The sequence below is a fragment of the Streptomyces sp. NPDC006687 genome, from assembly GCF_040636215.1.
In the GTDB taxonomy this organism is placed as follows: Bacteria; Actinomycetota; Actinomycetes; order Streptomycetales; family Streptomycetaceae; genus Streptomyces.
Window position 1 is genome coordinate 162,252 of record NZ_JBEYJJ010000007.1, and the last position, 26,839, is coordinate 189,090.

At 70.1% G+C, this 26,839-nt stretch carries 26 protein-coding genes and 1 pseudogene; 13 read left to right on the plus strand and 14 right to left on the minus strand.

All coding sequences use genetic code 11. The features are described from left to right. Positions 1-54 precede the first annotated feature (54 nt). The 3 genes from ABZ716_RS11590 to ABZ716_RS11600 all read right to left on the minus strand — a co-directional run bounded on the left by ABZ716_RS11590 (position 55) and on the right by ABZ716_RS11600 (position 1,670). Positions 55-801, minus strand: coding sequence for a helix-turn-helix domain-containing protein (locus ABZ716_RS11590; RefSeq protein WP_358809740.1), 747 nt, complete (start codon positions 799-801; stop codon positions 55-57). A 182-nt stretch (positions 802-983) separates the two neighbouring features. Continuing rightward, positions 984-1,211: a DUF5326 family protein gene (locus ABZ716_RS11595; protein ID WP_355972887.1), complete on the minus strand. Its 228-nt coding sequence runs from the start codon at positions 1,209-1,211 to the stop codon at positions 984-986. Between the two features lie 141 nt (positions 1,212-1,352). After that, positions 1,353-1,670: a cupin domain-containing protein gene (locus ABZ716_RS11600; RefSeq protein WP_351877591.1), complete on the minus strand. Its 318-nt coding sequence runs from the start codon at positions 1,668-1,670 to the stop codon at positions 1,353-1,355. Positions 1,671-1,762: 92 nt separating this feature from the next. On the opposite strand from ABZ716_RS11600, the gene ABZ716_RS11605 reads away from it, so the two are divergent. The 4 genes from ABZ716_RS11605 to ABZ716_RS11620 all read left to right on the plus strand — a co-directional run bounded on the left by ABZ716_RS11605 (position 1,763) and on the right by ABZ716_RS11620 (position 4,950). Continuing rightward, complete coding sequence (locus ABZ716_RS11605; protein ID WP_358958297.1) at positions 1,763-2,143, plus strand: phage holin family protein; 381 nt, start codon at positions 1,763-1,765, stop codon at positions 2,141-2,143. 32 nt (positions 2,144-2,175) lie between these two features. Then, positions 2,176-3,333, plus strand: a complete 1,158-nt coding sequence (locus ABZ716_RS11610; protein WP_358809737.1) for a cystathionine gamma-lyase — start codon at positions 2,176-2,178, stop codon at positions 3,331-3,333. Between the two features lie 176 nt (positions 3,334-3,509). Continuing rightward, a complete protein-coding gene (locus ABZ716_RS11615) occupies positions 3,510-4,409 on the plus strand; it encodes a LysR family transcriptional regulator (RefSeq protein ID WP_358809736.1) in 900 nt (299 codons plus the stop codon). A 61-nt stretch (positions 4,410-4,470) separates the two neighbouring features. Then, positions 4,471-4,950 carry an NUDIX hydrolase gene (locus tag ABZ716_RS11620; protein ID WP_351877599.1) on the plus strand — a complete coding sequence of 160 codons (480 nt, stop codon included), beginning with the start codon at positions 4,471-4,473 and terminating at the stop codon, positions 4,948-4,950. Positions 4,951-4,984: 34 nt separating this feature from the next. Here the strand turns inward: ABZ716_RS11620 and ABZ716_RS11625 are convergent, their stop codons facing one another. Beyond that, positions 4,985-6,190, minus strand: coding sequence for a globin domain-containing protein (locus ABZ716_RS11625; RefSeq protein ID WP_358809735.1), 1,206 nt, complete (start codon positions 6,188-6,190; stop codon positions 4,985-4,987). A gap of 173 nt (positions 6,191-6,363) precedes the next feature. Continuing rightward, the gene (locus ABZ716_RS11630; RefSeq protein ID WP_358809734.1) at positions 6,364-6,990 is read right to left on the minus strand and encodes a haloacid dehalogenase-like hydrolase; all 627 of its coding nucleotides are present in this window, start codon (positions 6,988-6,990) and stop codon (positions 6,364-6,366) included. 194 nt (positions 6,991-7,184) lie between these two features. On the opposite strand from ABZ716_RS11630, the gene ABZ716_RS11635 reads away from it, so the two are divergent. Both ABZ716_RS11635 and ABZ716_RS11640 read left to right on the plus strand, forming a co-directional pair. Beyond that, positions 7,185-8,072 carry a GNAT family N-acetyltransferase gene (locus ABZ716_RS11635; protein WP_358958301.1) on the plus strand — a complete coding sequence of 296 codons (888 nt, stop codon included), beginning with the start codon at positions 7,185-7,187 and terminating at the stop codon, positions 8,070-8,072. 40 nt (positions 8,073-8,112) lie between these two features. Further along, positions 8,113-8,211: pseudogene (locus ABZ716_RS11640) on the plus strand (GNAT family N-acetyltransferase); the annotation flags it as partial. A gap of 25 nt (positions 8,212-8,236) precedes the next feature. On the opposite strand, the gene ABZ716_RS11645 reads toward ABZ716_RS11640, so the two are convergent. Together ABZ716_RS11645 and dnaB are read right to left on the minus strand one after the other, a co-directional pair. Next, positions 8,237-9,622, minus strand: a complete 1,386-nt coding sequence (locus tag ABZ716_RS11645; RefSeq protein ID WP_358958305.1) for a serine hydrolase domain-containing protein — start codon at positions 9,620-9,622, stop codon at positions 8,237-8,239. Between the two features lie 81 nt (positions 9,623-9,703). Next, complete coding sequence (gene dnaB / locus ABZ716_RS11650; RefSeq protein WP_351877944.1) at positions 9,704-11,170, minus strand: replicative DNA helicase; 1,467 nt, start codon at positions 11,168-11,170, stop codon at positions 9,704-9,706. 452 nt (positions 11,171-11,622) lie between these two features. Here dnaB and ABZ716_RS11655 point away from each other — a divergent pair, with 452 nt between their 5' ends. Continuing rightward, positions 11,623-12,960: an MATE family efflux transporter gene (locus tag ABZ716_RS11655; protein ID WP_358958307.1), complete on the plus strand. Its 1,338-nt coding sequence runs from the start codon at positions 11,623-11,625 to the stop codon at positions 12,958-12,960. Between the two features lie 139 nt (positions 12,961-13,099). On the opposite strand, the gene rplI is transcribed toward ABZ716_RS11655, so the two are convergent. The 4 genes from rplI to rpsF form a co-directional block, all read right to left on the minus strand. Continuing rightward, positions 13,100-13,546: a 50S ribosomal protein L9 gene (gene rplI, locus ABZ716_RS11660; protein ID WP_351877611.1), complete on the minus strand. Its 447-nt coding sequence runs from the start codon at positions 13,544-13,546 to the stop codon at positions 13,100-13,102. Positions 13,547-13,564: 18 nt separating this feature from the next. Further along, positions 13,565-13,801, minus strand: a complete 237-nt coding sequence (rpsR, locus tag ABZ716_RS11665) for a 30S ribosomal protein S18 (RefSeq protein ID WP_005315025.1) — start codon at positions 13,799-13,801, stop codon at positions 13,565-13,567. 43 nt (positions 13,802-13,844) lie between these two features. Then, positions 13,845-14,426, minus strand: coding sequence for a single-stranded DNA-binding protein (locus ABZ716_RS11670; protein ID WP_351877613.1), 582 nt, complete (start codon positions 14,424-14,426; stop codon positions 13,845-13,847). A gap of 72 nt (positions 14,427-14,498) precedes the next feature. Next, the gene (gene rpsF, locus ABZ716_RS11675) at positions 14,499-14,789 is read right to left on the minus strand and encodes a 30S ribosomal protein S6 (protein ID WP_004950685.1); all 291 of its coding nucleotides are present in this window, start codon (positions 14,787-14,789) and stop codon (positions 14,499-14,501) included. A gap of 251 nt (positions 14,790-15,040) precedes the next feature. Here rpsF and ABZ716_RS11680 point away from each other — a divergent pair, with 251 nt between their 5' ends. The 3 genes from ABZ716_RS11680 to ABZ716_RS11690 all read left to right on the plus strand — a co-directional run bounded on the left by ABZ716_RS11680 (position 15,041) and on the right by ABZ716_RS11690 (position 17,701). Next, positions 15,041-15,352, plus strand: a complete 312-nt coding sequence (locus ABZ716_RS11680; protein ID WP_358958310.1) for a hypothetical protein — start codon at positions 15,041-15,043, stop codon at positions 15,350-15,352. 131 nt (positions 15,353-15,483) lie between these two features. After that, positions 15,484-16,602, plus strand: a complete 1,119-nt coding sequence (locus tag ABZ716_RS11685) for a peptidoglycan bridge formation glycyltransferase FemA/FemB family protein (RefSeq protein WP_358809729.1) — start codon at positions 15,484-15,486, stop codon at positions 16,600-16,602. A gap of 67 nt (positions 16,603-16,669) precedes the next feature. Further along, positions 16,670-17,701, plus strand: a complete 1,032-nt coding sequence (locus ABZ716_RS11690) for an alanine racemase (protein WP_358958312.1) — start codon at positions 16,670-16,672, stop codon at positions 17,699-17,701. A 28-nt stretch (positions 17,702-17,729) separates the two neighbouring features. Here the strand turns inward: ABZ716_RS11690 and ABZ716_RS11695 are convergent, their stop codons facing one another. Together ABZ716_RS11695 and ABZ716_RS11700 are read right to left on the minus strand one after the other, a co-directional pair. Then, positions 17,730-19,217 carry a glycosyltransferase 87 family protein gene (locus ABZ716_RS11695; protein WP_358958315.1) on the minus strand — a complete coding sequence of 496 codons (1,488 nt, stop codon included), beginning with the start codon at positions 19,215-19,217 and terminating at the stop codon, positions 17,730-17,732. An 85-nt stretch (positions 19,218-19,302) separates the two neighbouring features. Next, the gene (locus ABZ716_RS11700; RefSeq protein WP_358958318.1) at positions 19,303-21,876 is read right to left on the minus strand and encodes a transglycosylase domain-containing protein; all 2,574 of its coding nucleotides are present in this window, start codon (positions 21,874-21,876) and stop codon (positions 19,303-19,305) included. A 272-nt stretch (positions 21,877-22,148) separates the two neighbouring features. On the opposite strand from ABZ716_RS11700, the gene ABZ716_RS11705 reads away from it, so the two are divergent. The 3 genes from ABZ716_RS11705 (at position 22,149) to ABZ716_RS11715 (ending at position 25,284) form a co-directional block, all read left to right on the plus strand. Beyond that, the gene (locus ABZ716_RS11705) at positions 22,149-22,751 is read left to right on the plus strand and encodes a helix-turn-helix transcriptional regulator (protein ID WP_351877624.1); all 603 of its coding nucleotides are present in this window, start codon (positions 22,149-22,151) and stop codon (positions 22,749-22,751) included. Between the two features lie 50 nt (positions 22,752-22,801). Then, complete coding sequence (locus tag ABZ716_RS11710; RefSeq protein WP_351877626.1) at positions 22,802-23,884, plus strand: inositol-3-phosphate synthase; 1,083 nt, start codon at positions 22,802-22,804, stop codon at positions 23,882-23,884. Between the two features lie 116 nt (positions 23,885-24,000). Further along, entirely contained in the window at positions 24,001-25,284 is a 1,284-nt protein-coding gene (locus tag ABZ716_RS11715) for an MFS transporter (protein ID WP_358958320.1), read from the plus strand. A gap of 67 nt (positions 25,285-25,351) precedes the next feature. On the opposite strand, the gene ABZ716_RS11720 is transcribed toward ABZ716_RS11715, so the two are convergent. Further along, complete coding sequence (locus ABZ716_RS11720; RefSeq protein WP_358958323.1) at positions 25,352-26,803, minus strand: CCA tRNA nucleotidyltransferase; 1,452 nt, start codon at positions 26,801-26,803, stop codon at positions 25,352-25,354. Positions 26,804-26,839: the final 36 nt, after the last annotated feature.

Here is a 26,839-nt window from a genome sequence, read left to right on the forward strand (position 1 = left end):
AGGCCCTCTTGACAAGGGTGGTGGAAGCGCCAGCAGATCACAAGGAGTGAGTTTTCAGATACTGATAGAGAACGAGAGGGTGCTCAACAGCGCGCCTACTTCACTCCGTAGCCGATCGACTACACAGAGCAAACGCGACTCCTGCTGGACAGGGAGAGAAATGGCCATGGTCGCCGCGGTGTCGCCGGCGGTGATCGGGATGGCCGCGCACACCGTACCCAGGGCGTACTCCTGACGCTCGGTCACCGGCTGCATCCGCCCCAGGGAGCCGATCCGCTCCTCCAGCGTGCGCATGTCCCGCACGGTGTACGGCGTGATGCCCTCGACGGGGTGACGGTCGTAGTAGTCCCTGCGCGTCTTCTCGTCCAGCTGTCCGAGCAGACACTGGCCGATGGCGTGCGCGTGCGCCGTGGCGCGGAAATCGGCCCACTCCTCGCACGCCGGGTTCGCCGGGGTGTCCGAGACACCCACGACCTCGATCTCACCCTCGCGGTAGACCGCGAAATAGACAGGGGCCCCGACCACGTCCCGGAAGTGGGCGAGCGAGTCGAGGATCATGCTGCGACGTTTCTGCTGAAGTCCCCCGTGCCCCAGCCGCGCGGCCGCTTCGCCGAGTACGAACACCCCTTCTTCCCGCCGCAGATAGCCCTCGTGGGTCAGCGTGCGCAGCAGGTGGTACGCGGTGGGGAGCGGGAGCCCGGCCTCGCGCGCCAGCTGTTTCGCCGGGGCTCCCCCGCTATGGGCCGCCGCCGCTTCCAGCAGCCGCAGCGCCCTCTGCACCGAACCGATCAGCGTCGGCACACCGGCATTGTGAACCGGAGACAAAGCTCACCCCCTGGCGTGGCGGCGGGCCCGGGGGCCCCGCCGGCGCCCAGGGAACGGCACGGAATGCCAGCCTATCCACCGATTGCCACAGGATGAGGCGTTTGGCGGGTCAGGTTCGCCCACCTGGCCCAATGGCCGTGCCCGCGGGGCTCGGCGGCCTACCAGCCGTCGGAGGAGCTCTTGGCCCCGCTGCCCGTGAACTTCTTGACGACGAAGACGAGTCCGCCGACCAGGGCCGCAAACAGCAGCAGCTTGAAGGCCAGTCCGATCAGCGTGCCGATGACCGAGATGATGAGGCCGCCGAAGACGAAGACGGCCAGCAGCGGAACGGCGACCCACTTGACCCACCACGGCGTGCCCGCGAACATCGCTCGGATCCCGTCCATGTCCTTACCTCTTCCTCATCCTGCCGGTGTCCCTGGCCTGCTTTCCTGGTGTCGAGCTTAGGAGCCGCGAGCACCAGCCGGGGGCCCGTGAGCCCCCGGAACCCCCTGACCCGACCCCTAGGGGGATCAGGGGGACGACCCTCAGGCTTCCGGCGGGGAGAAGACCACCATCACCTTCAACGGCTCGGTGATGTGGTGGAACTTGTGCGGCACGCCCGCCGGGACGTAGACCACGCTGCCGTTGGCGACGGCCGTCGTCTCCTCGCCGACGGTGATCGAGGCGCGGCCGCTCACCACGAAATACACCTCGTCCTGCCGGTGCGGCTGTTGCGGGTCGCTCTGCCCGGCGTCGAGCGAGTAGAGCCCGACCGACATGTTCCGCTCACGCAGGAACTGCAGGTAGGCGCCGTCGTTGGCGGCGCGCTCCGCTTCGAGCTCGTCCAGCCGGAAAGCTTTCATGTGCGTTGTGCCCCTTGCCCTAGCGCAGTGGTGCCGGGGATCCGCTGATCTACCGATGCCCGGCCCGGATGTTCTCTGCCACGATCAGACACATGACGAATTTCGTAGTCAAGACGCTCGCCAACGCGGGGGCCCTGGCCGTCGCCATCTGGCTGCTCGAGGGCATCACCCTCGACGACGGCAGCACCCTGGGCCGCCGCACCCTGACGCTGATTCTGGTCGCGCTCGTCTTCGGCCTGGTGAACCTGATCGTCAAGCCGGTGGTGCAGCTGCTGTCGTTCCCGCTCTTCATCCTCACCCTGGGCCTGTTCACCCTCGTCGTGAACGCCCTGATGCTCCTGCTGACCTCCTGGCTGGCCAGGCAGGTCGACCTCAGCTTCCATGTCGACGGCTTCTGGACCGCCGTCCTCGGTGGCCTGATCATCTCCGTCGTCTCCTGGGCCCTGAACCTGGCCCTGCCGGACAAGGACTGAGCGAGCCGCGCCGCCCCGAAGGAGCACACGCCATGACCGAAGACCGCGTGACCGGAAGATCCCCGTACGGCGAGGGGACCCGGGCCGTACGCGCCGGACTGCCCGAACCCGTCAAGAACGAGCCCCCGCTGCCCGGGCCCGTCTTCGCCGCCCACTTCCACCTCCCGGGCGATGTGGCCGGACCGTACACCTACGGCCGGGACACCAACCCCACCTGGACCCTGCTGGAACGGGCGATCGGCGAACTGGAGGCCCCGGGCCGGACGGACGTGGACACGGTCGTCTTCGCGTCCGGCATGGCCGCGGTCTGCGCCGTCCTCCTCTCCCAGGCCCGGGCGGGGGACACCGTCGTCCTGCCCGACGACGGCTACCAGGCGCTGCCCCTGGTCCGGGAGCAGCTGGAGGCGTACGGGGTCCACGTGCGCACCGCGCCGACCGGCGGGGACGCACAGCTGACGGCCCTCGACGGGGCGCGGCTGCTGTGGATCGAGACCCCCTCCAACCCCGGTCTCGACGTGTGCGACGTACGCCGCCTCGTGGCCGCCGCGCGGACGGCCGGCACGCTGGTCGCCGTGGACAACACCCTGGCCACCCCGCTCGGGCAGCGCCCGCTGGAACTGGGTGCGGACTTCTCCGTGGCCAGCGGCACCAAGGGGCTCACCGGCCACGGAGACCTGCTGCTCGGGTACGTCGTCTGCCGCGACCCGGAGCTCGCCGCGGGCATCCGCCGCTGGCGCAAGATCGTCGGCGCCGTTCCGGGGCCCATGGAGGCATGGCTGGCCCATCGCTCCCTGGCCACCATCCAGCTGCGGGCCGAACGCCAGTGGGCGAACGCCCTGGCCGTCGCCGAGGCGCTGGCCGAGCGCACCGAGGTGAGCGGGCTGCGCTACCCGGGCCTCCCCTCGGACCCCTCCCACAAGACGGCGGTCCGGCAGATGAGCGGCTTCGGATCGGTGGTCTCCTTCACCCTGCCGGACCGGGCACACGCGGAACGCTTCATGTCCGCCCTGCACCTGGTGGAGGACGCCACGAGCTTCGGCGGAGTGCGCTCCACCGCGGAACGGCGCGGACGCTGGGGCGGCGACGCCGTGCCGGAGGGCTTCATCCGCTTCTCCGCCGGCGTGGAGGACCCCGGAGACCTGGTGGCGGATGTGCTGCGGGCCTTGGACCAAGCGGGGTCCGGGGCCTGAACGCCTGGGAAAAAGCGGTCCGAGCCTCCCCCCTGGTGGCTCGGACCGCCTGGGTTCCCTGCCCGCAAGAACCACATCGACAAGGCTAGTTGACTCTGCGTCAGAGTCCAATCACGGTAACGACAGGAACCTATCGGCATATTTATAGTTGAAGGCCCCCACCGAGAGGGGCCGCCATGGACCTGGCCCTGCTGCGCACCTTCGTCGCCGTGCACCGGGCCGGCTCGTTCACCCGGGCCGCCACGCTCCTCGGGCTGTCCCAGCCCGCGGTCACCTCCCAGATCCGCACCCTGGAGCGCCAGCTCGGCCGTCCCCTGTTCCACCGTCGTGCCCGTGGTGTCACGCCCACCGCCGTGGGTGACGAACTGGCGCACAAGGCGGCCCCGCACCTGGACGCCCTGCTGCGGATCGCCGAGACCGAGCGGCAGACCGCCGGAGCCCTGCGCACCCTGCACCTCGCGGGACCTCCCGAGTTCCTGACCCTGCGGGTGCTGCCCGCCCTGGCACCCCTGGTCGGCCACGGCCAGACGCTGCGCACGGTCCTGGCAGCCGACTCGGAGGAGAACCTCGCCGGGCTCGCCGCCGGCCAGCACGACCTGGTCGTCACCACCGCCCGGCCGCGCGGCGGCCCCTTCACGGCCGGGGCCCTCTGCGACGAGGAGCAGGTGCTGGTCGCCGCGCCCTACTGGGCCGCTCTCGTCGATCCGGAGGAGCTGCTGGCCAAGGGGGCCGAGGCCCTCGACGGGATCCCGGTGGTCGAGGTCCACGAGAGCCTGCCGCTGGTCACCCGTTACTGGGCGGCCGTGTTCGACTCCCTGCCCGGCTCCGCTTCCGCCACGGTCGTCGCCCCTGACCTGCGGGCCGTGCTGGAGTGCGTCCGGGCCGGCGCCGGACTCGCCGTCCTGCCCCGCTACCTGTGCCAGGACGCCCTCGACCACGGCTGGGTCGTGGCCCTGCTGGAGCCCGACGTACCGCCGCTGCGCACCTGGTTCCTCGTGGTACGGACCGGCAGTCTGGCCCTCGCCCACCTGGCCCGCGCCCACGACCGCCTGCTGCGCGCGGCCGCGCACTGGTGAGCGGCTCGGGTTTCGGACGACGGCGCGTTTCAGAGGGGCGGGCGTGGGCCACTCTTCTCCCATGACCGAACGTCCCGTGGTCAAACGCACCGCCCGCGCGATCCTGCTCGACGGTGACGACCTGATCCTCATCAAACGCACCAAGCCAGGCGTCGATCCGTACTGGCTCACCCCGGGCGGCGGCGTGGAACCCTCCGACGCCACCGTCGTGGACGCCCTCCACAGAGAACTCGACGAGGAGCTGGGCGCGAAGATCACCGACGTGGTGCCCTGTTTCGTCGACACCGTCGAGCACATCGGCGCCGGCGGAGTGACCGGGGTGAAGGTGCAGCACTTCTTCGTCTGCCACCTCGCATCCATGGACCCCGACCGGCGGCACGGCCCCGAGGTCGACGACCCCCAGGGCGAGTACGAGATCGTCCGCGTGCCCTTCAGCCGCGTCGGCATCGCCGCCGTCCATCTCGTCCCGCTCTCGCTGCGCCACTACCTGGACGGCAACATCGAGGGGGTGCGCGCCATGCACGCCCCCGACCTGGGCTGAGCACGCCGGCCGGCTGGCGGGCCCGCGCCGGTCTTCAGCCGGCCACGCCCGCCAGCTCCTCCAGCGCGTCGTAGCGGATGCGCTCGCCGGGGATCCCGATGCGCTTCAGCGCGTCCACACCGCTGCGGATCATCGCGGGCGGCCCGGAGATGAAGGCGTCGTACGAGCTCCAGGGCCCGTGCTCCCCGACCGCGTGCGGCAGCTGGCCCGCCATTCCCTCTCCGACCACCGGGCGGACCGACAGCCACGGGTGGGAGCGCTGCAAGCCCAGCAGGGTGTCCTTGTCGTAGAGGTCGTCGTCCCTGCGCGCCCCGAAGAAGACCTCCACTCGACGGCGAGCCCCGTGCTCGGCCACGTCCTCGATCAGTGCCTTGATCGGGGCGATACCGGTCCCGCCTCCCAGGCACAGCATCCCGTTGTCGGTGCTGTGGTCCACCACCATCGACCCGGCCGGGGGGCCCAGCCGCAGGACATCGCCCGGGCGGGCCTTCCGCACCAGGGCGTTGGAGACCCAGCCGGCCGGTACGGCCTTCACGTGGAAGGACAGCAGGCCGTCGGCGCGCGGCGCCGAGGCGAAGGAGTAGTGCCGCCACACCCGTGGCCACCACGGGGTCTCCAGGGTCGTGTACTGGCCCGCGAGGAACGGGTACGGCTGGTCGGTGCGCACGGTCAGGACCGCGATGTCCGAGGTGCGCAGCTCGTGCGCGACGACCTCCGCCTGCCACCACGCGGGGGCCTTCAGCTCGTCCTCCGCCGCCGCGTCGATCATGGTCTGTGAGATCACGGTGTAGGCGCGTACCCAGGCGGCCTCCGCCTCCGGTCCCCAGGTGGACTCCGCGTACCGGGCCAGAGCTCCGAGCAGCGCCTCCCCGACCGCGGGGTAGTGCGTGGGCATGGTGCCGTATTTGCGGTGCCCCGTGCCGAGCCGGCGCAGATAGGGGGTGAGGACCGCCGGGTCGTCGATGTGCTCGGCCGCCGTGAGCAGGGCCTTCAGCAGCCGGTCCCGCTGGACGTCCATGGCCGCGGGGAACAGCTCCCGCACTTCGGGGTGCCCGGTGAAGAACAGCGCGTAGAAGTAGGAGGTCACCTTGTCGGCGACGGGCTCGACCTCGGCCAGGGTCCGGCGGATGAGGACGGCGTCGGGGGAGGGTCCGGCCCCACCGCCCCCGGAAGGTATCCAGCCCGTCGGTCTCGCCGATCTGGTGGGCGGAAGGTCCATGCGGTGCCTCGCTTCGAACATCTCGGTCGGGTCTCACACGCCACGGCCTTTATCCGTGGTTCCGGGTTCCACAGCGTGCCAGTCGAACGAGCGCGCTGTGGGGGAATGGGGAAAAGCCGGGCATCGAACCCACGATCCCCCTAAGATGCTCCGACTCCCGGGCGCACCTCCCCACGTGCTGGTATGCCCCAAGGTCACGGACCCAAAAGCTGGTACGCCTCCCGAAGATCACGGCCCTCGTAGACATGAGTGGCCCGCTCCACGAGGTACGGCCGTGCGTTCACCGCCACCGACCGGGGGAGGGCACCGAAAAGGACCGCGTCGGTCATCGAGTCCCCGTACGCCACACAGTCGGCCCGGGTCACCCCGAACCGCTCGCAGAGGCGGTCCGCGACCGTCAGCTTGCCCTCCGGGGTCAGGATCCCCGCCACGTCGACGGGCCGGGTGAAGGGCACCTCGGGGAAGACCGAGCCGTGCGCCGCATGGGCGCCCCACTCCAGCAGGAGCTCGACGAAGAAGGACGGGGACAGAGAAATCACCGCGCAGTAGTCCCCGCGCTCGCTGATCTCCTGCCAGACGTCGCGGATGCCAGCCAGCCAGGGGGCTCCGTCGAAGGCCGCCCGTACGTGCAGGGGTGTCAGGTCGGCCCACATCTCGCGCACCGCCTGCGAGAAGTCCTGAGGGCCGATCTCCTTGGCGCCGAAAGCCCGTTCCAGCTCCGCGATCTCGGCCTCCAGTCCGAGCTGCCGGGAGATTTCGACCGGAGCGGCGGAGCCGTACATCAGGGTGCCATCGAGATCGAACAGGTGCAGCAGCGTCATAGCGGTGGAGGCTAGCCGCTGCGCTCGGCGCGGGGGGCCGTGTTTCACGTGAAACACGGCGTGAAGTGCCGGTGTTTCACGTGAAACGTCGCCAGGTTTCACGTGAAACACCGGCGGGGTCCCTCCGGAAGGTCGACCGGCCGGATATCGGAATCCCCTGGACGCCCGGCGAGCCGATGATCCACTCTGGGCCGGTGACACCACCACTGCTCACCGATCTGCCGATCCGCGCCCTCACCCCGGGCGACCTCCGCCACTGCGCCGATCTGTCCCAGGACCGCGGCTGGCCGCGGGAGGACCACAAGTGGGGGCTACTCCTCACCGCGGGAACCGGGTACGGCATCGACGCGCCCGACGGACGGGGCCTCGCCGCGGCCTGCGTCGTGACCACCTATGGGGACAGCCGGGCCACACCGGATCTCGCCGCCATCGGGATGGTCCTCGTCGCCGAGCGGTTCGCCCGCCAGGGCCTGGGCCGCCGCCTCATGAGGTACATCTGCGACGAGGTCCTGGCCGGTGTACCGCTCACCCTGCACGCCACTCCGTACGGGCGCCCGCTCTACGAAGAGCTCGGCTTCGCCACCACGGGCCGGGCGGAGATGCTCCGCGGCGCCTTCCGCCCTGATCCCGACCTGACGGGATCCAACGCCATCCCGGTCCGGCCGGCCACCGCCGAGGACCTCCCCGCGATCATCCGGCTGGACACCGAGGTGTTCGGCACCGACCGGACCCACATGATCACGCGCCTGCCGGCCTTCACGGACCGCCTCCTCGTCGCCGAGGACGGCTCCGGCGCGCTCATCGGCTACGCCGCCGTCTGGCCCAACATGGACACCCATGTCGTCGGCCCCCTGATCGCCCGGGACACCGCAACCGCGCAGGCGCTGGTGTCGGTCCTGGCCTCGACCACCGAGCGGCCCCTGCGCACGGACGTCGACGTACGCCACGAGGAACTCATCTCCTGGCTCAAGGATCGCGGCCTGGAATCCCTGGCCTTCAACGCGGTCATGACCCGGGACATCCCCGGCCTGCCCGGTGACTGGACCCGCCGCTGGGCCCCGCTCACCGTCGCCGCCGGCTGACGGGAGGAGATCCGACCCTGACCGAGATCCCCGGGCAGGGGTGCAGCTCACCTCGGACGTGACCCGCACCGATGCCCACCGCTGCCACGAGCGCCCCGGTTTCGCCCCTTCCCGTGTCGGGTTCAAGCTCCAGCTCTGACCGGGCCGGAGGCCGACGGGGAAGGTCAGCCGATGCCGCGCCAGCCCTGCGGGTCCACCCCTCCGGGCACCGGGGCCTGCGGGTCGTAGGGCTCGCGCGTGAAGACGAACGAGGCCAGGTCGAGGTGGCTGAGAGAGCCGTCCTCCCGCCGTACGGCCCTCAGGGTCTCGCCGGCGTAGTAGCCCGTCAGGCCCGTCCACGTGCCGTCGGGCGCCGCGCGGAACCGGGCCGACCGTCCCGTCACGCCCACCGGGCCCAGTTCCAGCACACCGTCGGACTTCAACCGCAGGGAGTGCGCGGCGGTGCCCCAGTACCAGACGCCGCAGAGCTCCAGCGGAACCTGGTCGGCCTCCGCGAACGGCCGCCACGGCGCGGGGAACCGGGGCTCCGCCTCCGCCACGATGGCGAGCAGGTCGGTGGCCACCGTCGAGGCCGCCACGCCCGAGGTGCAGTTCGCCAATACCACGGCCGCCACATCGTCGGCCTCGCTCAGCCAGAGCCCGGCGACGAAGCCGGGGAGCGAACCGCCGTGCCCGACGAGCCGCCGCCCGCGCTGGTCCGCCAGCTGGAGCCCCAGCCCGTAGCCCAGGTCGGCGAGCCCGGGCTCCGGGGGCGCCGCCGAGGTCCGCATCTCCCGTACGCTCTCCGCGCTCAGCACCCGCTCGTCGCCGTGCGTCAGCAGCACCGCGAACCGGGCCAGATCACGGGTCGTCGACCACAGCTGGCCGGCCGCGGCCATCAGTCCGAGGTCCTCCGCCGGCTCGGGCATCATCACGTCCGCCCAGGGGTGCACCGCCCAGCCGCCCGCGTGCGGGGCCTGCGGGTGCGCGCTCGTACGGTGCAGGCCCAGCGGCTCCAGGACCTCGGTCCGCAGCGCCTCCTCCCAGGGCTTTCCGCGCAGCGCCTCGACCAGCGAGCCCAGCAGGGTGTAACCGGGGTTGGAGTAGTGGTGCCGGCTGCCGGGGGTGTGCTTGAACGGCTTCTCGCCCAGCACCTCGGCGAGTCCGGGCCGCTGGGCGGCCGGGGTACGCTCCCACCATTCTCCGGGCGTCTCGGCCGCCAGTCCCGCGCTGTGGGACAGCAGCTGGGCGATGGTCACCTCATCGGCACCGCTTCCGGGCAGGTGCTTGCCCAGCGGGTCCGAGAGCGCCAGCAGCCCCTCGTCCCGCAGGCGCATCACGAGGACCGCCGTGAAGGTCTTGGTGATCGATCCGACGCGGTACTGCACGTCCCCGTCGGGGCCGTGGCCCTCGACGGAGGTCCGCGAGCCCTCCCAGACCACCTGCCCGCCGCGTACGACGGCCGCCACCACGGACGGGGCCCGGCCCTCGCTCTGCGCGACGGCGATCCGGTGGCTCAGCGCACGCCGGGTGGAAGGCAGCAGTTCCAGGTCTTCAGAGAGCGCGTCCATGATCGCTTGAACCCCGTTTCCTTGATCGTCGCCGTGACTCTACCCACCGGCCGGGGCAGGCCGGCAACGCCCACGGGTCCGCTACGTGTTGGCCATGTCCACGAAGCGGGAGTAGTGGCCCTGGAAGGCCACCGTGATGGTGGCCGTCGGGCCGTTTCGGTGCTTGGCGACGATCAGGTCCGCCTCGCCCGCGCGGGGGGACTCCTTCTCGTACGCGTCCTCGCGGTGCAGCAGGATCACCATGTCGGCGTCCTGCTCGATGGAGCCGGACTCACGCAGGTCGGAGACCATCGGCTTCTTGTCGGTGCGCTGTTCGGGACCACGGTTCAGCTGGGAGAGAGCGATCACCGGCACCTCCAGCTCCTTGGCCAGCAGCTTGAGGTTTCGGGACATGTCCGAGACCTCCTGCTGGCGGCTCTCGGGCCGGCGCGAGCCGCCCGACTGCATCAGCTGGAGGTAGTCGATCACCACGAGCGAGAGGTCGTTGCGCTGCTTGAGCCGGCGGCACTTGGCCCGGATCTCCATCATCGACAGGTTCGGGGAGTCGTCGATGTACAGCGGCGCGGCCGAGACGTCGGGCATCCGGCGGGCGAGCCGGGTCCAGTCGTCGTCGGTCATGGTGCCGGAGCGCATGTGGTGCAGCGCCACCCGGGCTTCCGCGGAGAGCAGGCGCATGGCGATCTCGTTGCGGCCCATTTCGAGGGAGAAGATGACGCTCGGCAGGTTGCTCTTGATGGAGCAGGCCCGGGCGAAGTCCAGGGCGAGCGTCGACTTGCCCATGGCGGGGCGGGCGGCGATGACGATCATCTGGCCCGGGTGCAGGCCGTTGGTGAGGGAGTCCAGGTCGGTGAATCCGGTCGGCACGCCCGACATCTGGCCGGAGCGCGACCCGATGGCCTCGATCTCGTCGAGCGCGCCCTCCATGATGTCGCCGAGGGGCAGGTAGTCCTCGGAGGTCCGCTGCTCGGTGACGGCGTAGATCTCGGCCTGGGCGCTGTTGACGATCTCGTCGACGTCGCCGTCCGCCGCGTATCCCATCTGCGTGATCTTCGTACCGGCCGCGACGAGGCGGCGCAGGACGGCCCGCTCGTGGACGATCTCCGCGTAGTACTCGGCGTTGGCCGCGGTCGGGACGGACTGGACCAGGGTGTGCAGGTACGAGGCCCCGCCGACCTTGCTGATCTCTCCGCGCCGGGTGAGCTCGGCGCCGACGGTGATGGGGTCGGCCGGCTCGCCCTTGGCGTACAGGTCGAGGATGGCCTGGTAGATGGTCTCGTGCGACGGGCGGTAGAAGTCGTGGCCCTTGAGGACCTCGACCACATCGGCGATGGCGTCCTTGGACAGCAGCATGCCGCCCAGCACGGACTGCTCGGCGTCGAGGTCCTGGGGCGGGACGCGCTCGAAGCCGCCGCCCCCGCCGTCCCAGGCGCCGCCCTCGCGGCCCCGGTCGCGGTCCTCGTCCCCGCCCCGGCCACGGCCCTCGCCGCTCCGGCGCGAACGGGCCGGGAGACGGTCGCTGGGGCCGCTGTCCGCCCAGGGGTCGTCCATGGGCTCGGGCATGCTCACCGGGGCGCCTCCTCCCGTCCGCAACGCGGACCTCGCCGTGTCACTCTTTCTACGACACGGCTCTGACATTTGGGACGCCCGGATCGGCGCTCGGCGCGTCGGGCAACGCCCAACGGTAGGGCCGTGGGCGGCGTCAGCCAATCCGGTTATCCACAGGCTGTGTGGATGACATGTGGACGACGGACCCAATGCTGTGGGTAAGTCGCCCGAAGCTGTGCACACAGCGGGGGACGACGCTGTGGACAAAATCACTGGCATCGCCTCCACACCCAGGCTGACCTGCGGTTTCCCCGTCCACGGCCGGTCGCGCGGAAAAATCTTCACCCGCGTTTCAAGATCGCCCCCAACGGGGCGGCACGAACGCCCAAGTCAGCGCCTCGGTAAGGATCTCAGATGGCTTGCGTCCATTACCTGTGGAAGATTAGATTGAACACATGAGACTGGCCCCCACGGCTGAGACGGCCGCCCCGAGACGGCACGACCGCGAGATACTCTCCCTCGCCCTCCCGGCCTTCGGCGCCCTCGTCGCCGAGCCCCTGTTCGTGATGGCCGACAGTGCCATCGTGGGGCACCTCGGCACCCCCCAGCTGGCCGGCCTCGGCGTCGCCGCCGCGCTGCTCACCACCGCCGTGAGCGTCTTCGTCTTCCTCGCCTACGCCACCACCGCGGCCGTCGCCCGCCGGGTGGGCGCCGGCGATCTCCGGGCCGCCATCCGGCAGGGCATGGACGGCATCTGGCTGGCCCTGCTGCTCGGCGCGGCGGTCGTCGCGGTCGTTCTGCCCGCTGCGCCCTCTCTGATCGGCCTCTTCGGCGCCTCGGACACCGTCGCCCCGTACGCCGTCACCTACCTGCGCATCTCGGCGCTCGGCATCCCCGCCATGCTCATGGTGCTGGCGGCCACCGGGGTCATCCGCGGCCTCCAGGACACGCGTACCCCGCTCTACGTGGCCATCGGCGGCTTCGCCCTGAACGGAGCCCTGAACCTGGCGCTGGTCTACGGGGCCGGGCTGGGCATCGCGGGATCGGCCTGGGGCACGGTCACCGCCCAGTGCGGCATGGCCGCCGCCTACCTCTGCGTGGTGGTCCGGGGCGCCCGCCGGCACGGCGCCTCCTTGCGGCCCGACGCGGCCGGCATCCGCGCGTGCGCCCAGGCCGGGCTGCCGCTCCTGGTCCGCACCCTGTCCCTGCGGGCCATCCTGATGATCGCCACCGCGGTCGCGGCCCGCCTCGGCGACGCCGACATCGCCGCCCACCAGATCGCGCTCTCCCTGTGGAGCCTGCTGGCCTTCGCCCTCGACGCCATCGCCATCGCCGGGCAGGCCATCATCGGCCGCTACCTGGGCGCCGGTGACACCGAGGGCGCCCGGGCCGTCTGCCGCCGCATGGTGCGGTGGGGCATGGGCTCGGGAGTCGTCCTGGGGCTGCTGGTCGTCCTGGGCCGCCCGGTGTTCGTCCCGCTGTTCACCGGCGACCCGGTGGTCGTGGACGCGCTGCTTCCCGCACTGCTGGTCGTGGCCCTGGCACAGCCGGTCTGCGGGGTGGTGTTCGTCCTCGACGGAGTGCTGATGGGAGCCGGCGACGGTCCCTACCTCGCCCGGGCCATGCTCCTGACCCTCGCCGTCTTCGCCCCGGCCGCGCTGCTCGTCCCCGTCCTGGGCGGTGGCCTGACGGCGCTCTGGTGGGCGATGACGCTGATGATGGTGGTCCGCATGGCCACCCTCCAGCTGCGCGCCCGCTCGGGCCGCTGGCTGGTGGCGGGCGCCACCCGCTAGTGCCGGGCCCGCGGGCGGCATCGGCTCGTGTTTCACGTGAAACACGAGCGGCCGCGGCGACGTTTCACGTGAAACACAGCGTCTGCGGACACGACGAAGGGCCGCACCCCACAGGGGTGCGGCCCTTCATGCGCTGCCCTTAGGCGGCGACGACCTCGATGCCCACGTTCGCGGCGACCTCGGCGTGCAGACGCACGGAGACCTGGTACGAACCGAGGGTCTTGATCGGGGAGCCCAGCTCCACGCGGCGCTTGTCGACCTTCGGGCCACCGGAAGCCTCGATCGCCGTGGCGATGTCGGCCGGGGTGACGGAACCGAAGAGACGACCGGCGTCACCCGCGCGGGTGGCCAGACGGACCTTCACGCCTTCGAGCTTGGCCTTGACCTCGTTGGCCTGCTCGATGGTCGCGATCTCGTGGATCTTGCGGGCGCGGCGGATCTGCGCCACGTCCTTCTCGCCACCCTTGGTCCAGCGGATCGCGAAACCACGCGGGACCAGGTAGTTGCGAGCGTAACCGTCCTTGACGTCGACGACATCGCCGGCGGTACCGAGGCCAGAGACCTCGTGGGTCAGGATGATCTTCATTAGTCGGTCACCCTTTCCTTATCGCGCGGTGGACGTGTAGGGCAGCAGCGCCATCTCACGGCTGTTCTTCACGGCCGTGGCGACGTCACGCTGGTGCTGCGTGCAGTTGCCGGTAACGCGGCGGGCACGGATCTTGCCGCGGTCGGAAATGAACTTCCGCAGCATGTTCGTGTCCTTGTAGTCCACGTACGCGGTCTTGTCCTTGCAGAACGCGCAGACCTTCTTCTTAGGCTTGCGCACAGGCGGCTTCGCCATGGTGTCTCTCCTGTGTGATCAAGAAGTGGGGTTACGAGCTGCCCTAGAAGGGAGGCTCGTCCGAGTAGCCGCCGCCGGAGCCGCCGGAGCTTCCGCCCCAGCTGCCCCCGCCCTGCTGCTGCTGGCCGCCGGCCGGCGCGCTGGACGCCCACGGGTCGTCGGAGGGAGCTCCGCCGCCCTGGGGACCGCCGCTGGGGGCTCCCCAGCCGCCGCCGCCCTGCTGCTGACCGCCGCCGCCATACCCACCCTGGCCACCGCGACCGGTGGTCTTGGCGACCTTGGCCGTGGCGTTCTTCAGGCTGGGGCCGACTTCCTCGACGTCCAGCTCGTAGACCGTGCGCTTGACACCCTCACGGTCCTCGTACGACCGCTGCCTCAGCCGGCCCTGCACGATGACGCGCATGCCCCGCTGAAGGGACTCGGCGACGTTCTCCGCCGCCTGACGCCAGACCGAGCAGGTCAGGAACAGGCTCTCGCCGTCCTTCCACTCATTGGTCTGCTTGTCGAAGGTGCGGGGGGTGGACGCGACACGGAACTTCGCGACCGCCGCACCCGAGGGGGTGAAGCGCAGCTCGGGGTCGTCGACGAGATTGCCGACGACCGTGATGACGGTCTCGCCTGCCATGGATGAACCTCTCGGCGGGGATTGCTGCTGGGCTGCTGTGCTACTCGATCCCGATTACCGCTGAACCGGAGTTCAGTGGGTCTCGGGGCGAAGGACCTTGGTCCGGAGAACCGACTCGTTCAGGTTCATCTGGCGGTCGAGCTCCTTGACGACCGCAGGCTCGGCCTGCAGGTCGATGACCGAGTAGATGCCCTCGGGCTTCTTCTTGATCTCGTAAGCGAGACGACGACGGCCCCAGGTGTCGACCTTCTCGACCTTTCCGTTGCCCTCACGGACGACGGAGAGGAAGTTCTCGATCAGCGGGGAGACAGCGCGCTCCTCGAGATCGGGGTCGAGGATGACCATCACTTCGTAGTGACGCATGTGGAACCCACCTCCTTTGGACTCAGCGGCCACGGTCGATCCGTGGCAGGAGGGTCGTGATGCGTGCCGCACGGTGCCTGAGAGCAGACACCGCGCAGACCGTACAGACTACCTGCTCGAATCCTTCCGGTTGAAATCCGGCGGGAGGGGGCCACAATCTGTAGGCATCGGGTGTGCTCGGTGCTATGCCCTCGGCCCCGGCCGGCGGCGGTGCCGCAGCGCCGCTCTCCTTCAGCCAGGAGGTGCCTTCCATGGCACAGGCAATGGATCGTCCGCCCATCTCCCTGCTCGCGACCGACGGCAAGCCCCACCCCCTCCAGGACACCCTGGTGGCGGTCACCCTGATCCTCGGCGCCGTGGCGTTCGTCACTGCGTTCTTCCACAATCTGCACCTGCTCAGCTCCTGGACGGGGCTGATCGGGATCGCCACCGGCGCGTACGGGCAGTTCATCTCCGCCACAACACGCGAGCGCTTCGCACTGATCATCGGCCTAGGCGCGGCTGGCGTCGGCTTCTTCCTCGGAATGGCGCACGGCGGCCTCTTCGGCGGCTTGATGGGCTGAGCGGGTGATCTCCTCGGCGAGGCGCCGGCCGGACACCGGCCCGGGCTACGGCCCGTCCCCCAGAAGGGTGGCGCCCCCGTCGCAGTAGGCTTCGCGCCATAGCAGCGAAGCCGCCCGAGGAGACACCCCGCATGAGCCTGTCCCTGAGCACCATCAGCCGCGAGCAGCATCTGGCGTACCTCCAGAGCCTGCCCTCGGCTAGCCACTGCCAGGTCCCGGCATGGGCCGACGTCAAGAACGAGTGGCGCTCGGAGAACCTCGGATGGTTCGACAAGTCCGGTCAGCTCGTCGGCGCCGCGCTCGTCCTGTACCGCCAGCTGCCCAAGGTGAAGCGCTACCTCGCGTACCTTCCCGAGGGCCCGGTCATCAACTGGTACGCCCCCAACCTGGAGGAGTGGCTCCAGCCGATGCTGGCGCACCTCAAGCAGCAGGGCGCCTTCACGGTGAAGATGGGCCCGCCCGTCGTCATCCGCCGCTGGAACTCCGCCGCCATCAAGGCCGGTATCCAGGACCCCGAGGTCAAGCGCCTGCGTGACGTGGAGGCTTCGTACATCGAGCCCCGCGCCTTCGAGGTGTCCGACAAGCTGCGCCGCATGGGCTGGCAGCAGGGCGAGGACGGCGGCGCCGGCTTCGGCGACGTCCAGCCCCGCTACGTCTTCCAGGTGCCGCTGGCGAACCGTTCGCTGGACGACGTCCTCAAGGGCTTCAACCAGCTGTGGCGCCGCAACATCAAGAAGGCCGAGAAGGCCGGCGTCGAGGTCGTCCAGGGCGGCTACGAGGACCTGCCCACCTGGCAGTACCTCTACGAGATCACCGCCGAGCGCGACAAGTTCCGCCCGCGTCCGCTCAGCTACTTCCAGCGCCAGTGGACGGCCCTCAACGCCGAGGACCCCAACCGGATGCGGCTGTACATCGCCAAGCACGAGGGTGAACCCCTCGCTGCCGCGACCATGCTGACGGTCGGCCAGCACGTCTGGTACTCGTACGGCGCCTCCGCCAACCACAAGCGCGAGGTCCGGCCTTCCAACGCCATGCAGTGGCGCATGCTGCGTGACTCGTACGCGCTGGGTGCCAGCGTCTACGACCTGCGCGGCATCAGTGACACCCTGGACGAGAACGACCACCTGTTCGGCCTGATCCAGTTCAAGGTCGGTACGGGCGGCGAGGCCGTCGAGTACGTCGGCGAGTGGGACTTCCCGCTCAACAAGGTGCTGCACAAGGCGCTCGACATGTACATGTCGCGTCGCTGACGCCGCCCCTTCCCCACACACCGCACCGCTGCACCACGCAGCTATCCGAGAGAGGTTCCGGACGGGCATGGCGCTCACGCTCTACGTCGACACCGCGCGCTGGCGTGCGCACCAGAAGACGGTCATCGACCAGTTCCCCGGTCTGATCCCCGTCTGCAAGGGCAACGGCTACGGCTTCGGCCACGAGCGGCTGTGCGAGGAGGCGACCCGGATGGGCGCCGACATCCTCGCCGTCGGGACGACGTACGAGGCCGCGAGCATCAAGGACCGCTTCGGCGGCGACCTGCTCGTCCTCACCCCCTTCCGGCGTGGTGAGGAGCCGGTGCCGCTGCCGGACCGGGTGATCCGTTCGGTGTCCTCCGTGGACGGGGTCCGCGGACTGGTCGGCGCCCGCGTGGTCATCGAGTGCATGAGCTCGATGCGCCGCCACGGCATCTCCGAGCAGGGCCTGGGGCTGCTCCACTCGGCGATCGAGGACGTCCGGCTGGAGGGCTTCGCCCTCCACCTGCCGCTGGACCGCCCCGACGGCTCGGACGCCGTCGAGGAGGTCATCGGCTGGATGGACCGGCTGCGCGCGGCCCGGCTGCCGCTGCACACCATGTTCGTCAGCCACCTGCGGGCCGAGGAGCTAGCCCGGCTCCAGCAGCAGTTCCCGCAGACCCGCTTCCGGGCCCGTATCGGTACGCGCCTGTGGCTGGGCGACCACGACGCGACCCAGTACCGGGGCGCGGTCCTGGACGTCACCCGCGTCGCCAAGGGCGACCGGTTCGGCTACCGCCAGCAGAAGGCCGCCTCCGACGGCTGGCTGGTCGTCGTCGCCGGCGGCACCTCGCACGGGGTGGGCCTGGAGGCCCCCAAGGCCCTCCACGGGGTCATGCCGCGCGCCAAGGGCGTCGCCCGGGCGGGTCTGGCCACCGTCAACCGCAACCTCTCGCCCTTCGTCTGGGCGGGCAAGCAGCGCTGGTTCGCCGAGCCGCCGCACATGCAGGTGTCGATCCTGTTCGTGCCCTCGGACGCGACCGAGCCCCAGGTGGGCGACGAGCTGGTGGCCCACCTGCGGCACACCACGACCCAGTTCGACCGGGTGCTCGACGCCTGAGCCGCACCCCGGCCGGTTCCGGCCCGGGTCAGTCGCGGGGGTCCACGCCCCAGGCGACCCGCTGTCCCTCCGAAGGCGCCGCGTACCGCGGCGCCTTCGCCCTCTCCCCGAGCACGAAGACGTCCCGGGCCCCGTCCAGCACACCGCCGGAGGGGTCGTCCGAGCCGTCGCGCCGTACGACGTCGCGCTCGGGGAGCAGGATGTCCCGCACGACGACCGCGCACAGGTAGAGCGTGGCCAGCAGGTGGATGACGATGGCCAGCTGGTAGCCCTCCAGCGGCAGGCCCTGGTGCTTGTCCCCGCTGGTCGTGTAGGCGAGGTAGAACCAGATGCCCAGGAAGTACAGGACCTCGCCGGCCTGCCAGATCAGGAAGTCGCGCCAGCGCGGCCGGGCCAGCGCGGCAAGGGGGACGAGCCACAGCACGTACTGCGGCGAGTAGACCTTGTTGGCCAGGATGAAGGCGGCCACGACCAGGAAGGCCAGCTGGGCGAAACGGGGCCGCCGGGGGGCCGTCAGCGCGAGCAGGCCGATGCCCAGGCACAGCAGTAGCGTCAGCCCGGTCGCGTAGGTGTTCGCCCCCTCCAGCGGGTTGCCGGTGCGCTGGGAGATCAGCAGCCACACAGAGCCGAAGTCGATCGGACGGTCGTGGCTGAACGCGTAGAACCGCTTCCAGCCGTCCCAGGCGTAGAGCATGACCGGCAGGTCGACCACCAGCCACGAGACGACCGCGCCCGCGGCGGCGGCCCCGAACGCGCGCCACTTCCCGGCCCGCCAGCACAGGACGAACAGCACGCCGAGGAGCAGCGCGGGGTACAGCTTGGCCGCGGTGGCCAGGCCGATGAGGACGCCGCTGAGAAGCGGGCGGCCGCGCGACCACATCAGCATCGCGGCGGCGGCGAGGGCGACGGCCGGCAGGTCCCAGTTGATGGTCGCGTTGAGCGCGAAGGCGGGGGCCAGGGCCAGGAGCAGGGCGTCCCAGGGGCGGCGGCGGTGGGTGCGGGTGACGCAGACGGCGATGACCGCGGCGCAGGCCATGAGCATGCCCGCGTTGACCATCCAGTACATCTGCTCGCGGTGCTGCAGGGCCCCGGACGAGGGGGTCAGCCAGGCCGCCACCTGCATGAAGGCCCCGGTGAGGACCGGGTACTCCAGGTACTGCATGCCGCCGTACTTGGGATCGACCGCCAGGTCGGGGAACCGGTCGCGGTAGGGCACGAGGCCGTCGGCGAAGCCGCGGGCGGAGTACAGGTGCGGGATGTCGGAGTAGCAGGCGTGGGTGTACTGCGAGCCCGCCCCCTGGAACCAGGCCCAGTCGTAGCAGGGCAGCTTCTGCACCATGCCGAGCGCGAACATCCCGAGGGCCACCAGGACCACGACGCGCACCGCGGTCAGCCAGTGGCCTCCGGGCCGGATGTGGCGGCCGACCGGCCCGCCGATGAGTTCGCTGCCGGCGGCGGCGACCTCGTCCTCCCGCGTGGGCGATACGGGCGGCCGGTCCTCGTGCACCTGGGTCATGGGGCTCATCCTGCCGTACCGGCCCGGGGACGGGGGAGGGCCGCCGCACGGTGTGCGACGGCCCTCGGCAAAGCGGGTGGGCGGATCAGCCCTGGGTGCCCATGATGCTGCCCCAGCTGGTGGTGCCGCCCTGGCGGCCCGGGCGGCCCGGCGGGGGTGTGGTCGGCACGTCGGTGCTCCCGCCGGTGGTGTCGCCGCCCGCACCGGTGCTCGTACCGGCCGCGGTCTGCGGGTCGCAGTTCAGGTTCCACGGCCTGGGCTTGCACGGCTTGCCGCCCTGCGAGGGGGAGGGCGACACGGACGTGGACGGCGAGGGCGAGGGGGAGGACGACGGCGAGGTGGAGGGCGACACGGCCGCCGAGGGGCTCGGCGAGGGGGCGCCGGCGGCGTCGGCGACGACGCCGATGTCCTCGGCCTCCGGGAAGTCCTTGACCGGGGTTCCCTTGAGGGCCTCGCGCATGTACTCCGTCCAGATCACCGCGGGGATGTCACCACCGTGGATGGAGTCGACACCGCCCACGTGGTTCATGGACATGAGCTTCTTGTCCTTGGAGGTCGGGTCGCTGCGGAAGAGGGTGACCGAGGTGGACAGCTCCGGGGTGTAGCCCACGAACCAGGCCGACTTGTTCTGGTCCGTGGTACCGGTCTTGCCCGCCGCCGGCCGGCCCAGCTTCTTGGCCTTGGTGCCGGTGCCGTTCTCCACGACGTTGCGCAGCACCTTGGTGATGTTGTCCGCGACGGAGTTGTCCATGGCCCGGGACTCCTTGGGAGTCTCGAATCCGGGAACCTTCACACCGTCCTTCGTGACCGCCAGCACGGAGAAGGGCTCGTGGTGCGTCCCGGACGCCGCGAAGGTGGCGTAGGAGTCGGCCATACGGATGGCGCTGGGAGTCGAGGTGCCGAGGGCGAAGGAGGCGTTGTTGTTCTCGTCCATCGACTCGTCCAGGATGCCGGTGGCCTTCGCGACCTGGCGGACCTTGCTGTGGCCGACGTCGAAGACGAGCTGCGCGAACGGGACGTTGATGGACTTCTCCATCGCCTCGTTCAGCGTCACGTAGCCGTAGGGGTACTCGCTCTCGTTCTTCTGCTTGAACGGCTGGCCGTCGGGGCCGAGCAGCGGCTTGCCGGAACGGTCGTTGATCACCGTGTTGTCGTTGGCGTTGTACTTGCTGCTCGGCGAGATGCCCGCGCCCTTGGAGTTCTGCGTGCCGTACTCCATGGCCGCGGCCAGTACGTACGGCTTCCAGGTCGAGCCGACGGGGACGCCGGAGGTGTTGGCGTTGTTGGTGAAGTGCTTGTGGTCCCAGCCGGGCCCGCCGTACAGGGCCACGATCGCCCCGGTCTTCACGTCGACGGAGGCGGCACCGAACTGCACGAAGGTGTCGTACTCGGGCCGCTTCTTCTCGTCGAGGAAGTCGTTGCGGGTGTCCTCGACCGCCTTGGTCAGCGCGTCCACCTTGGGCTTCTGGAAGGTGGTGCGGATGGTGTAGCCGCCGAGGGCCATCTTCTCGGCGCTGATGTCGGCCGTCTTCATGACGTACGCCTTGGCCACCTCGACCAGGTAGCCGGTCTGGCCCGTCATACCGCTGGCCTGGGCGAGGTCCACCCGGGCGGGGAAGTCCTTGTACTGGGCGCGCTCGGACGGCTCCATGCGGTGCACGGCGACCTCGCGGTCGAGCACCCACGCCCAGCGGGCCCGGGCGCGCTTCTCGTTGGCCTCGGGGGTGGCAGCGGAGCCGATGCCGCCGTCCGGGTTGTAGAGGTTGGGGCCCTTGAGCAGGGCGGCGAGGAAGGCGCTCTCGGAGGGGTTGAGGTCCTTGGCGTCCTTGCCGAAGTAGGCGCGGGCGGCGGCCTGGATGCCGTAGGCGTCGCGGCCGAAGTAGGCCGTGTTCAGGTAGCCGGCGAGGACGGTGTCCTTCTCCTCGGTGGTACCCAGCTTGATCGCGATGAAGAGCTCGGTGACCTTGCGCTTCAGCGTCTGCTCGGAGTCGAGGTACATGTTCTTGACGTACTGCTGAGTGATGGTGGATCCACCCTGGGTGGAACCGCCCGTCGCCATGTTCACCACGGCGCGGGCGATACCCATCGGGTCGACACCTTTGTCCGTTTCGAAGGACTCGTTCTCCGCCGCGATCACCGCGTTCCGCATCGACATCGGAATCTGGTCGATCGTGACGATCTGGCGGTTCGTGGACCCGCCGGTGGCGACCATCTGCGTGCCGTCGGCCCACTGGAAGACGTTGTTCTGCGCCTTGGCCGCCTTGTTCACGTCGGGGGTGCCGACCATGGCGATGCCGACGCCGGCCCCGGCGATGATGACGGCGAAGAACCCCAGGAGGCTTCCGCCGACCAGCTTCCAGGAGGGTACGAACCGCTTCCAGCCGCTCTTGCCGGCGCGGGGGTAGTCGATGAACCTCTTACGGCCGCCGCCCCCGCTCCCACCTGGGCGCCCGCGGCCGGTGGCGGGCCGCTGGGCGGACCGGCGGGCGTCGGCGCGGTTGCCGTGGACGCTGGGGTCCCCGTAGGCCCCGCCGGGCGGCGCGCCGGGGGCCTCCCGTCCGGGACCGGTGCCCCGTCCGGGGTGCTGCTGGGCAGCCCTGTGGGACGCGGCGCGGCCGCCGCCCTGGGGCTGCGGCGGTTTGCGGCGGTGCTCGCTCATCGAACGACTACTCCTCGGGCAGGCGAGTGGCCTGGAAGCGGCAGGTGATTCCGGTTCCCCCCGGTGGTCCTGCCGCACAGCCTACGCACGGTCAAAACCCAATCAGTGCCGAAGTTCACCCCAAATCAGGCAACTTGCGGCGTACGAATTGGTGATGTGACGCCGGTCACCATGTTGTGGCTTGTCGCGGGAAGCCCCCCGATCTATGGTCTGGATGTATCGAGCCGATACATCAGCTCGGCATAAACTCAGAGGCAGAGAGGGGCAGGCGGATGAGCAGGCGCTCAGGCATCCTCGAGTTCGCCGTCCTCGGCCTGCTTCGCGAATCCCCCATGCACGGTTACGAGCTGCGCAAGCGGCTCAACACCTCGCTGGGGGTGTTCAGGGCGTTCAGCTACGGGACTCTCTATCCCTGCCTCAAGACGCTGGTCGCCAACGGCTGGTTGATCGAAGAACCGGGAAACGCCCCGGAGGACGCTCTCGCCGCTTCACTCTCAGGGCGCCGCGCCAAGATCGTCTACCGGTTGACGGCAGCAGGTAAGGAGCACTTCGAAGAGCTCCTCTCCCACACCGGCCCCGATACCTGGGAGGACGAGTCCTTCGCCGCCCGCTTCGCCTTCTTCGGCCAGACCGAACGAGAAGTGCGGATGCGCGTGCTGGAGGGCCGCCGCAGCCGGCTGGAGGAGCGCCTGGAGAAGATGCGCGCCTCGCTCGCCCGCACACGGGAGCGCCTGGACGACTACACGCTCGAACTGCAGCGGCACGGAATGGAATCCGTCGAGCGTGAAGTGCGCTGGCTGAACGAGCTCATCGAGAGCGAGAGGGCGGGACGGGACCAAAGACGCCCCGGTCCGCCCGACGAAACAGCAAAGTGAGACCTGCATCTCGCAGGTCTCGTTCCGAGAACAAACAGGGAGCAACCGGAATGGGTTCGGTTCGCGTAGCCATCGTCGGCGTGGGCAACTGCGCCGCCTCGCTGGTGCAGGGCGTCGAGTACTACAAGGACGCCGACCCGGCCGCCAAGGTCCCGGGTCTGATGCACGTCCAGTTCGGCGACTACCACGTCCGTGACATCGAGTTCGTCGCCGCGTTCGACGTCGACGCGAAGAAGGTCGGCCTGGACCTCGCGGACGCCATCGGCGCCAGCGAGAACAACACCATCAAGATCTGCGACGTCCCGAACAAGGGCGTGACGGTCCAGCGCGGCCACACCCTCGACGGTCTCGGCAAGTACTACCGCATGACGATCGAGGAGTCCTCCGAGGCTCCGGTCGACGTGGTCCAGATCCTCAAGGACCGCCAGGTCGACGTCCTGATCTGCTACCTCCCGGTCGGTTCCGAGGAAGCGGCGAAGTTCTACGCCCAGTGCGCCATCGACGCCAAGGTCGCCTTCGTCAACGCCCTCCCGGTGTTCATCGCCGGCACCAAGGAGTGGGCGGACAAGTTCACCGAGGCCGGTGTCCCGATCGTCGGCGACGACATCAAGTCCCAGGTCGGCGCGACCATCACGCACCGCGTGATGGCCAAGCTCTTCGAAGACCGCGGCGTCCGCCTCGAGCGCACCATGCAGCTCAACGTGGGCGGCAACATGGACTTCAAGAACATGCTGGAGCGCGACCGCCTGGAGTCGAAGAAGATCTCCAAGACGCAGGCCGTCACCTCGCAGATCCCCGACCGCGAGCTCGGCGAGAAGAACGTCCACATCGGCCCGTCCGACTACGTGGCGTGGCTCGACGACCGCAAGTGGGCCTACGTCCGCCTCGAAGGCCGCGCCTTCGGCGACGTCCCGCTGAACCTGGAGTACAAGCTCGAGGTGTGGGACTCCCCGAACTCCGCCGGTGTCATCATCGACGCCCTGCGCGCCGCGAAGATCGCCAAGGACCGCGGCATCGGTGGCCCGATCCTGTCGGCCTCCAGCTACTTCATGAAGTCCCCGCCGGTCCAGTACTTCGACGACGAGGCCCTGGCCAACGTCGAGAAGTTCATCAAGGGCGAGGTCGAGCGCTAGTCAGCGCGCCGCGTCGGATCCAGGGCCCCCGGGTCACCTGCTCTTCGACGGTTCTTCCACCGAGGGTCTCCGGACTATGTGTCCGGAGACCCTCGGTGTATGTGACCCTTGCCCTCATGCCTGTCGTACGTGATCTGCGCGTACTCCTGCGCCGGAGGGACTTCCGCAACCTGCTCGCCGTGCGGCTGCTGTGCCAGGCGGCCGACGGGGCGTACCAGGTCGCGCTCGCCACCTATGTGGTCTTCTCCCCGGAGAAGCAGACCTCCCCGGCGGCCATCGCCTCGGCGATGGCCGTGCTGCTGCTGCCCTATTCGGCCATCGGCCCCTTCGCCGGAGTGCTGCTCGACCGCTGGCGCCGCCGCCAGGTCTTCCTCTACGGAAACCTGCTCCGGGCCCTCCTGGCCTGCGTCACGGCCGGACTGATCCTGGTACACGTCCCCGACTGGCTCTTCTACGCCTCAGCCCTGTCCGTGACGGCCGTCAACCGCTTCGTCCTCGCCGGACTCGCCGCCTCCCTGCCCCATGTCGTCGAGGCCGACCAGCTGGTGACCGCGAACGCCCTCTCGCCCACCGCCGGGACGCTCTCCGCCGTCGCCGGCGGTGGTCTGGCGTTCCTCGTCCGGCTGCTCGGCTCGGGGTCCAACGTCCTCGTCGTCCTCGTCGGGGCCGGCCTGTACCTGTGCTCGGGGCTGGTGGCGCTGCGGCTCGCCGTCGGCCTCCTCGGGCCGGACCACCCGCCGGGCCGGACCCGCCCCTCGGTCACCGAGGGGATCGCCCTCACCGCGCGGGGCATGGCCCAGGGGCTCCGGCATCTCGCCGGCCGGCGGGAGGCCGCACGGGCCCTGACCGCGATGACGCTGATGCGCTTCGCGTACGGGGCGCTGACCGTGATGCTGCTCATGCTCTGCCGCTACGCGTGGTCGGACAACGAGTCCGACGGCCTGGCCCTGCTCGGGATCGCCGTCGGGGTCTCCGGGGCGGGGTTCTTCGCGGCCGCCGTCGTGACCCCCTGGTTCGTGGGCCGGCTCGGTCCGCTGGGCTGGATCACCGTCTGCGCGGCCGGTTCGGCGCTCCTGGTGCCGGCCCTCGGCCTCTTCTTCGCCCCCGGGCCGATGCTCGTCGCCGCCTTCGCCCTGGGCGTCTCCACCCAGGGGACGAAGATCTCCACCGACACGGTGGTGCAGTTCCGGGTGGACGACGACTACCGGGGCCGTGTGTTCTCCGTCTACGACGTGTTGTTCAACGTGGCCTTCGTCGGGGCGGCCGCGGTGTCCTCGCTGGTGCTCCCCGCCGACGGGCGGTCCGTGGCCCTGCTGCTGGCCGCGTCCCTGATCTACGCCGCGACGGCGGTGTTCCTGCGGCGGGGACGCACGCGGATCGATGTTTCACGTGAAACGTAGGGGCCGTTTCACGTGAAACATCGGGCGTCTCGGGCGTCACCGGCTCCTCGGGCCGCCGCGGTGGCCGTCAGACCTGCGGAGCCTGTTCGGTCCACCACTGCTTGAGGGCCGCCACCGCTCCGTCGTGCCCCAGCGGGCCGTGCTCCAGCCTCTGCTCCAGCAGGAAGGCGTACGCCTTGCCCACCGCCGGCCCGGGACCGATCCCCAGGATCTGCTGGATCTCGTTGCCGTTGAGGTCGGGACGGATCGCGTCCAGCTCCTCCTGCTCCTTGAGCTGGGCGATCCGCTCCTCCAGGCCGTCATAGGTGCGGGAGAGCGCGTTGGCCTTGCGCTTGTTGCGGGTGGTGCAGTCGGACCGGGTCAGCTTGTGCAGCCGGTCCAGGAGCGGGCCGGCGTCCCGGACGTAACGGCGCACCGCCGAGTCGGTCCACTCGCCGTCCCCGTAGCCGTGGAAGCGCAGGTGCAGCTCCACCAGCCGGGAGACGTCCTTGACCATGTCGTTCGAGTACTTCAGCGCCGTCATGCGCTTCTTGGTCATCTTCGCGCCCACCACCTCGTGGTGGTGGAAGGAGACCCGGCCGTCGCTCTCGAAGCGGCGTGTGCGGGGCTTGCCGATGTCGTGGAGCAGGGCTGCGAGCCGCAGCACCAGGTCCGGGCCGTCCTCCTCCAGCGCGATCGCCTGCTCCAGGACGATCAGCGAGTGGTCGTAGACGTCCTTGTGCCGGTGGTGCTCGTCACGCTCCAGCCGCAGCGCGGGCAGCTCCGGCAGGAACCGGTCGGCGAGACCGGTGTCCACCAGGAGCGCCAGGCCCTTGCGCGGGTGGGCGGAGAGCAGCAGCTTGTTCAGCTCGGCCTGAACCCGCTCCGCCGAGACGATCTCGATCCGGTCGGCCATCGCCTTCATGGCCGCCACGACCTCGGGGGCCACCTCGAAGTCCAGCTGGGCGGCGAACCGGGCCGCCCGGAGCATGCGCAGCGGATCGTCGGAGAAGGAGTCCTCCGGGGTGCCGGGCGTCCGCAGCACGCCTGCGGCCAGGTCCTCCAGGCCGCCGTACGGGTCGACGAACTCCTGCTCGGGCAGGGCCAGGGCCATGGCGTTGACGGTGAAGTCGCGGCGGACCAGATCCTCCTCGATGGAGTCCCCGTAGGAGACCTCCGGCTTGCGGGAGGTGCGGTCGTACGCCTCGGAACGGTACGTGGTCACCTCGATCTGGAAGCCCGCGCGCTGGGCGCCGACGGTGCCGAAGGCGATGCCGACGTCCCAGACCGAGTCGGCCCACGGCCGCATGATCTTCAGTATGTCCAGGGGCCGCGCGTCGGTGGTGAAGTCGAGGTCGTTGCCGAGACGCCCCAGCAGCGCGTCGCGTACGGACCCGCCGACCAGGGCGAGGCGGAAGCCCGCCTCCTGGAAGCGGCGGCCGAGCTCGTCGGCGACGGGTGCGACCCGCAGCAGTTCACTGACCGCGCGGCGCTGCACCTGACTCAGGGCACTGGGGTTGTCTTCATTGGCGTTCGGCACAACTGAAAAGGGTACGTGGCCCGCCCGGCGGGGGCC

Bases quoted from the DNA above. Each gene is read 5' to 3' on its own strand.
- ABZ716_RS11705 (WP_351877624.1), top strand. From the start codon at position 22,149: ATGAGCAGGCGCTCAGGCATCCTCGAGTTCGCCGTCCTCGGCCTGCTT.
- rplI (WP_351877611.1), bottom strand. From the start codon at position 13,546: ATGAAGATCATCCTGACCCACGAGGTCTCTGGCCTCGGTACCGCCGGC.
- ABZ716_RS11615 (WP_358809736.1), top strand. From the start codon at position 3,510: ATGGACCTGGCCCTGCTGCGCACCTTCGTCGCCGTGCACCGGGCCGGC.
- ABZ716_RS11610 (WP_358809737.1), top strand. From the start codon at position 2,176: ATGACCGAAGACCGCGTGACCGGAAGATCCCCGTACGGCGAGGGGACC.
- ABZ716_RS11630 (WP_358809734.1), bottom strand. From the start codon at position 6,990: ATGACGCTGCTGCACCTGTTCGATCTCGATGGCACCCTGATGTACGGC.
- ABZ716_RS11715 (WP_358958320.1), top strand. From the start codon at position 24,001: ATGCCTGTCGTACGTGATCTGCGCGTACTCCTGCGCCGGAGGGACTTC.
- ABZ716_RS11710 (WP_351877626.1), top strand. From the start codon at position 22,802: ATGGGTTCGGTTCGCGTAGCCATCGTCGGCGTGGGCAACTGCGCCGCC.
- rpsR (WP_005315025.1), bottom strand. From the start codon at position 13,801: ATGGCGAAGCCGCCTGTGCGCAAGCCTAAGAAGAAGGTCTGCGCGTTC.
- rpsF (WP_004950685.1), bottom strand. From the start codon at position 14,789: ATGCGTCACTACGAAGTGATGGTCATCCTCGACCCCGATCTCGAGGAG.
- ABZ716_RS11655 (WP_358958307.1), top strand. From the start codon at position 11,623: ATGAGACTGGCCCCCACGGCTGAGACGGCCGCCCCGAGACGGCACGAC.
- ABZ716_RS11680 (WP_358958310.1), top strand. From the start codon at position 15,041: ATGGCACAGGCAATGGATCGTCCGCCCATCTCCCTGCTCGCGACCGAC.
- ABZ716_RS11690 (WP_358958312.1), top strand. From the start codon at position 16,670: ATGGCGCTCACGCTCTACGTCGACACCGCGCGCTGGCGTGCGCACCAG.
- ABZ716_RS11685 (WP_358809729.1), top strand. From the start codon at position 15,484: ATGAGCCTGTCCCTGAGCACCATCAGCCGCGAGCAGCATCTGGCGTAC.
- ABZ716_RS11645 (WP_358958305.1), bottom strand. From the start codon at position 9,622: ATGGACGCGCTCTCTGAAGACCTGGAACTGCTGCCTTCCACCCGGCGT.
- ABZ716_RS11595 (WP_355972887.1), bottom strand. From the start codon at position 1,211: ATGGACGGGATCCGAGCGATGTTCGCGGGCACGCCGTGGTGGGTCAAG.
- ABZ716_RS11700 (WP_358958318.1), bottom strand. From the start codon at position 21,876: ATGAGCGAGCACCGCCGCAAACCGCCGCAGCCCCAGGGCGGCGGCCGC.
- ABZ716_RS11600 (WP_351877591.1), bottom strand. From the start codon at position 1,670: ATGAAAGCTTTCCGGCTGGACGAGCTCGAAGCGGAGCGCGCCGCCAAC.
- ABZ716_RS11670 (WP_351877613.1), bottom strand. From the start codon at position 14,426: ATGGCAGGCGAGACCGTCATCACGGTCGTCGGCAATCTCGTCGACGAC.
- dnaB (WP_351877944.1), bottom strand. From the start codon at position 11,170: ATGGACGACCCCTGGGCGGACAGCGGCCCCAGCGACCGTCTCCCGGCC.
- ABZ716_RS11695 (WP_358958315.1), bottom strand. From the start codon at position 19,217: ATGACCCAGGTGCACGAGGACCGGCCGCCCGTATCGCCCACGCGGGAG.
- ABZ716_RS11620 (WP_351877599.1), top strand. From the start codon at position 4,471: ATGACCGAACGTCCCGTGGTCAAACGCACCGCCCGCGCGATCCTGCTC.
- ABZ716_RS11625 (WP_358809735.1), bottom strand. From the start codon at position 6,190: ATGTTCGAAGCGAGGCACCGCATGGACCTTCCGCCCACCAGATCGGCG.
- ABZ716_RS11605 (WP_358958297.1), top strand. From the start codon at position 1,763: ATGACGAATTTCGTAGTCAAGACGCTCGCCAACGCGGGGGCCCTGGCC.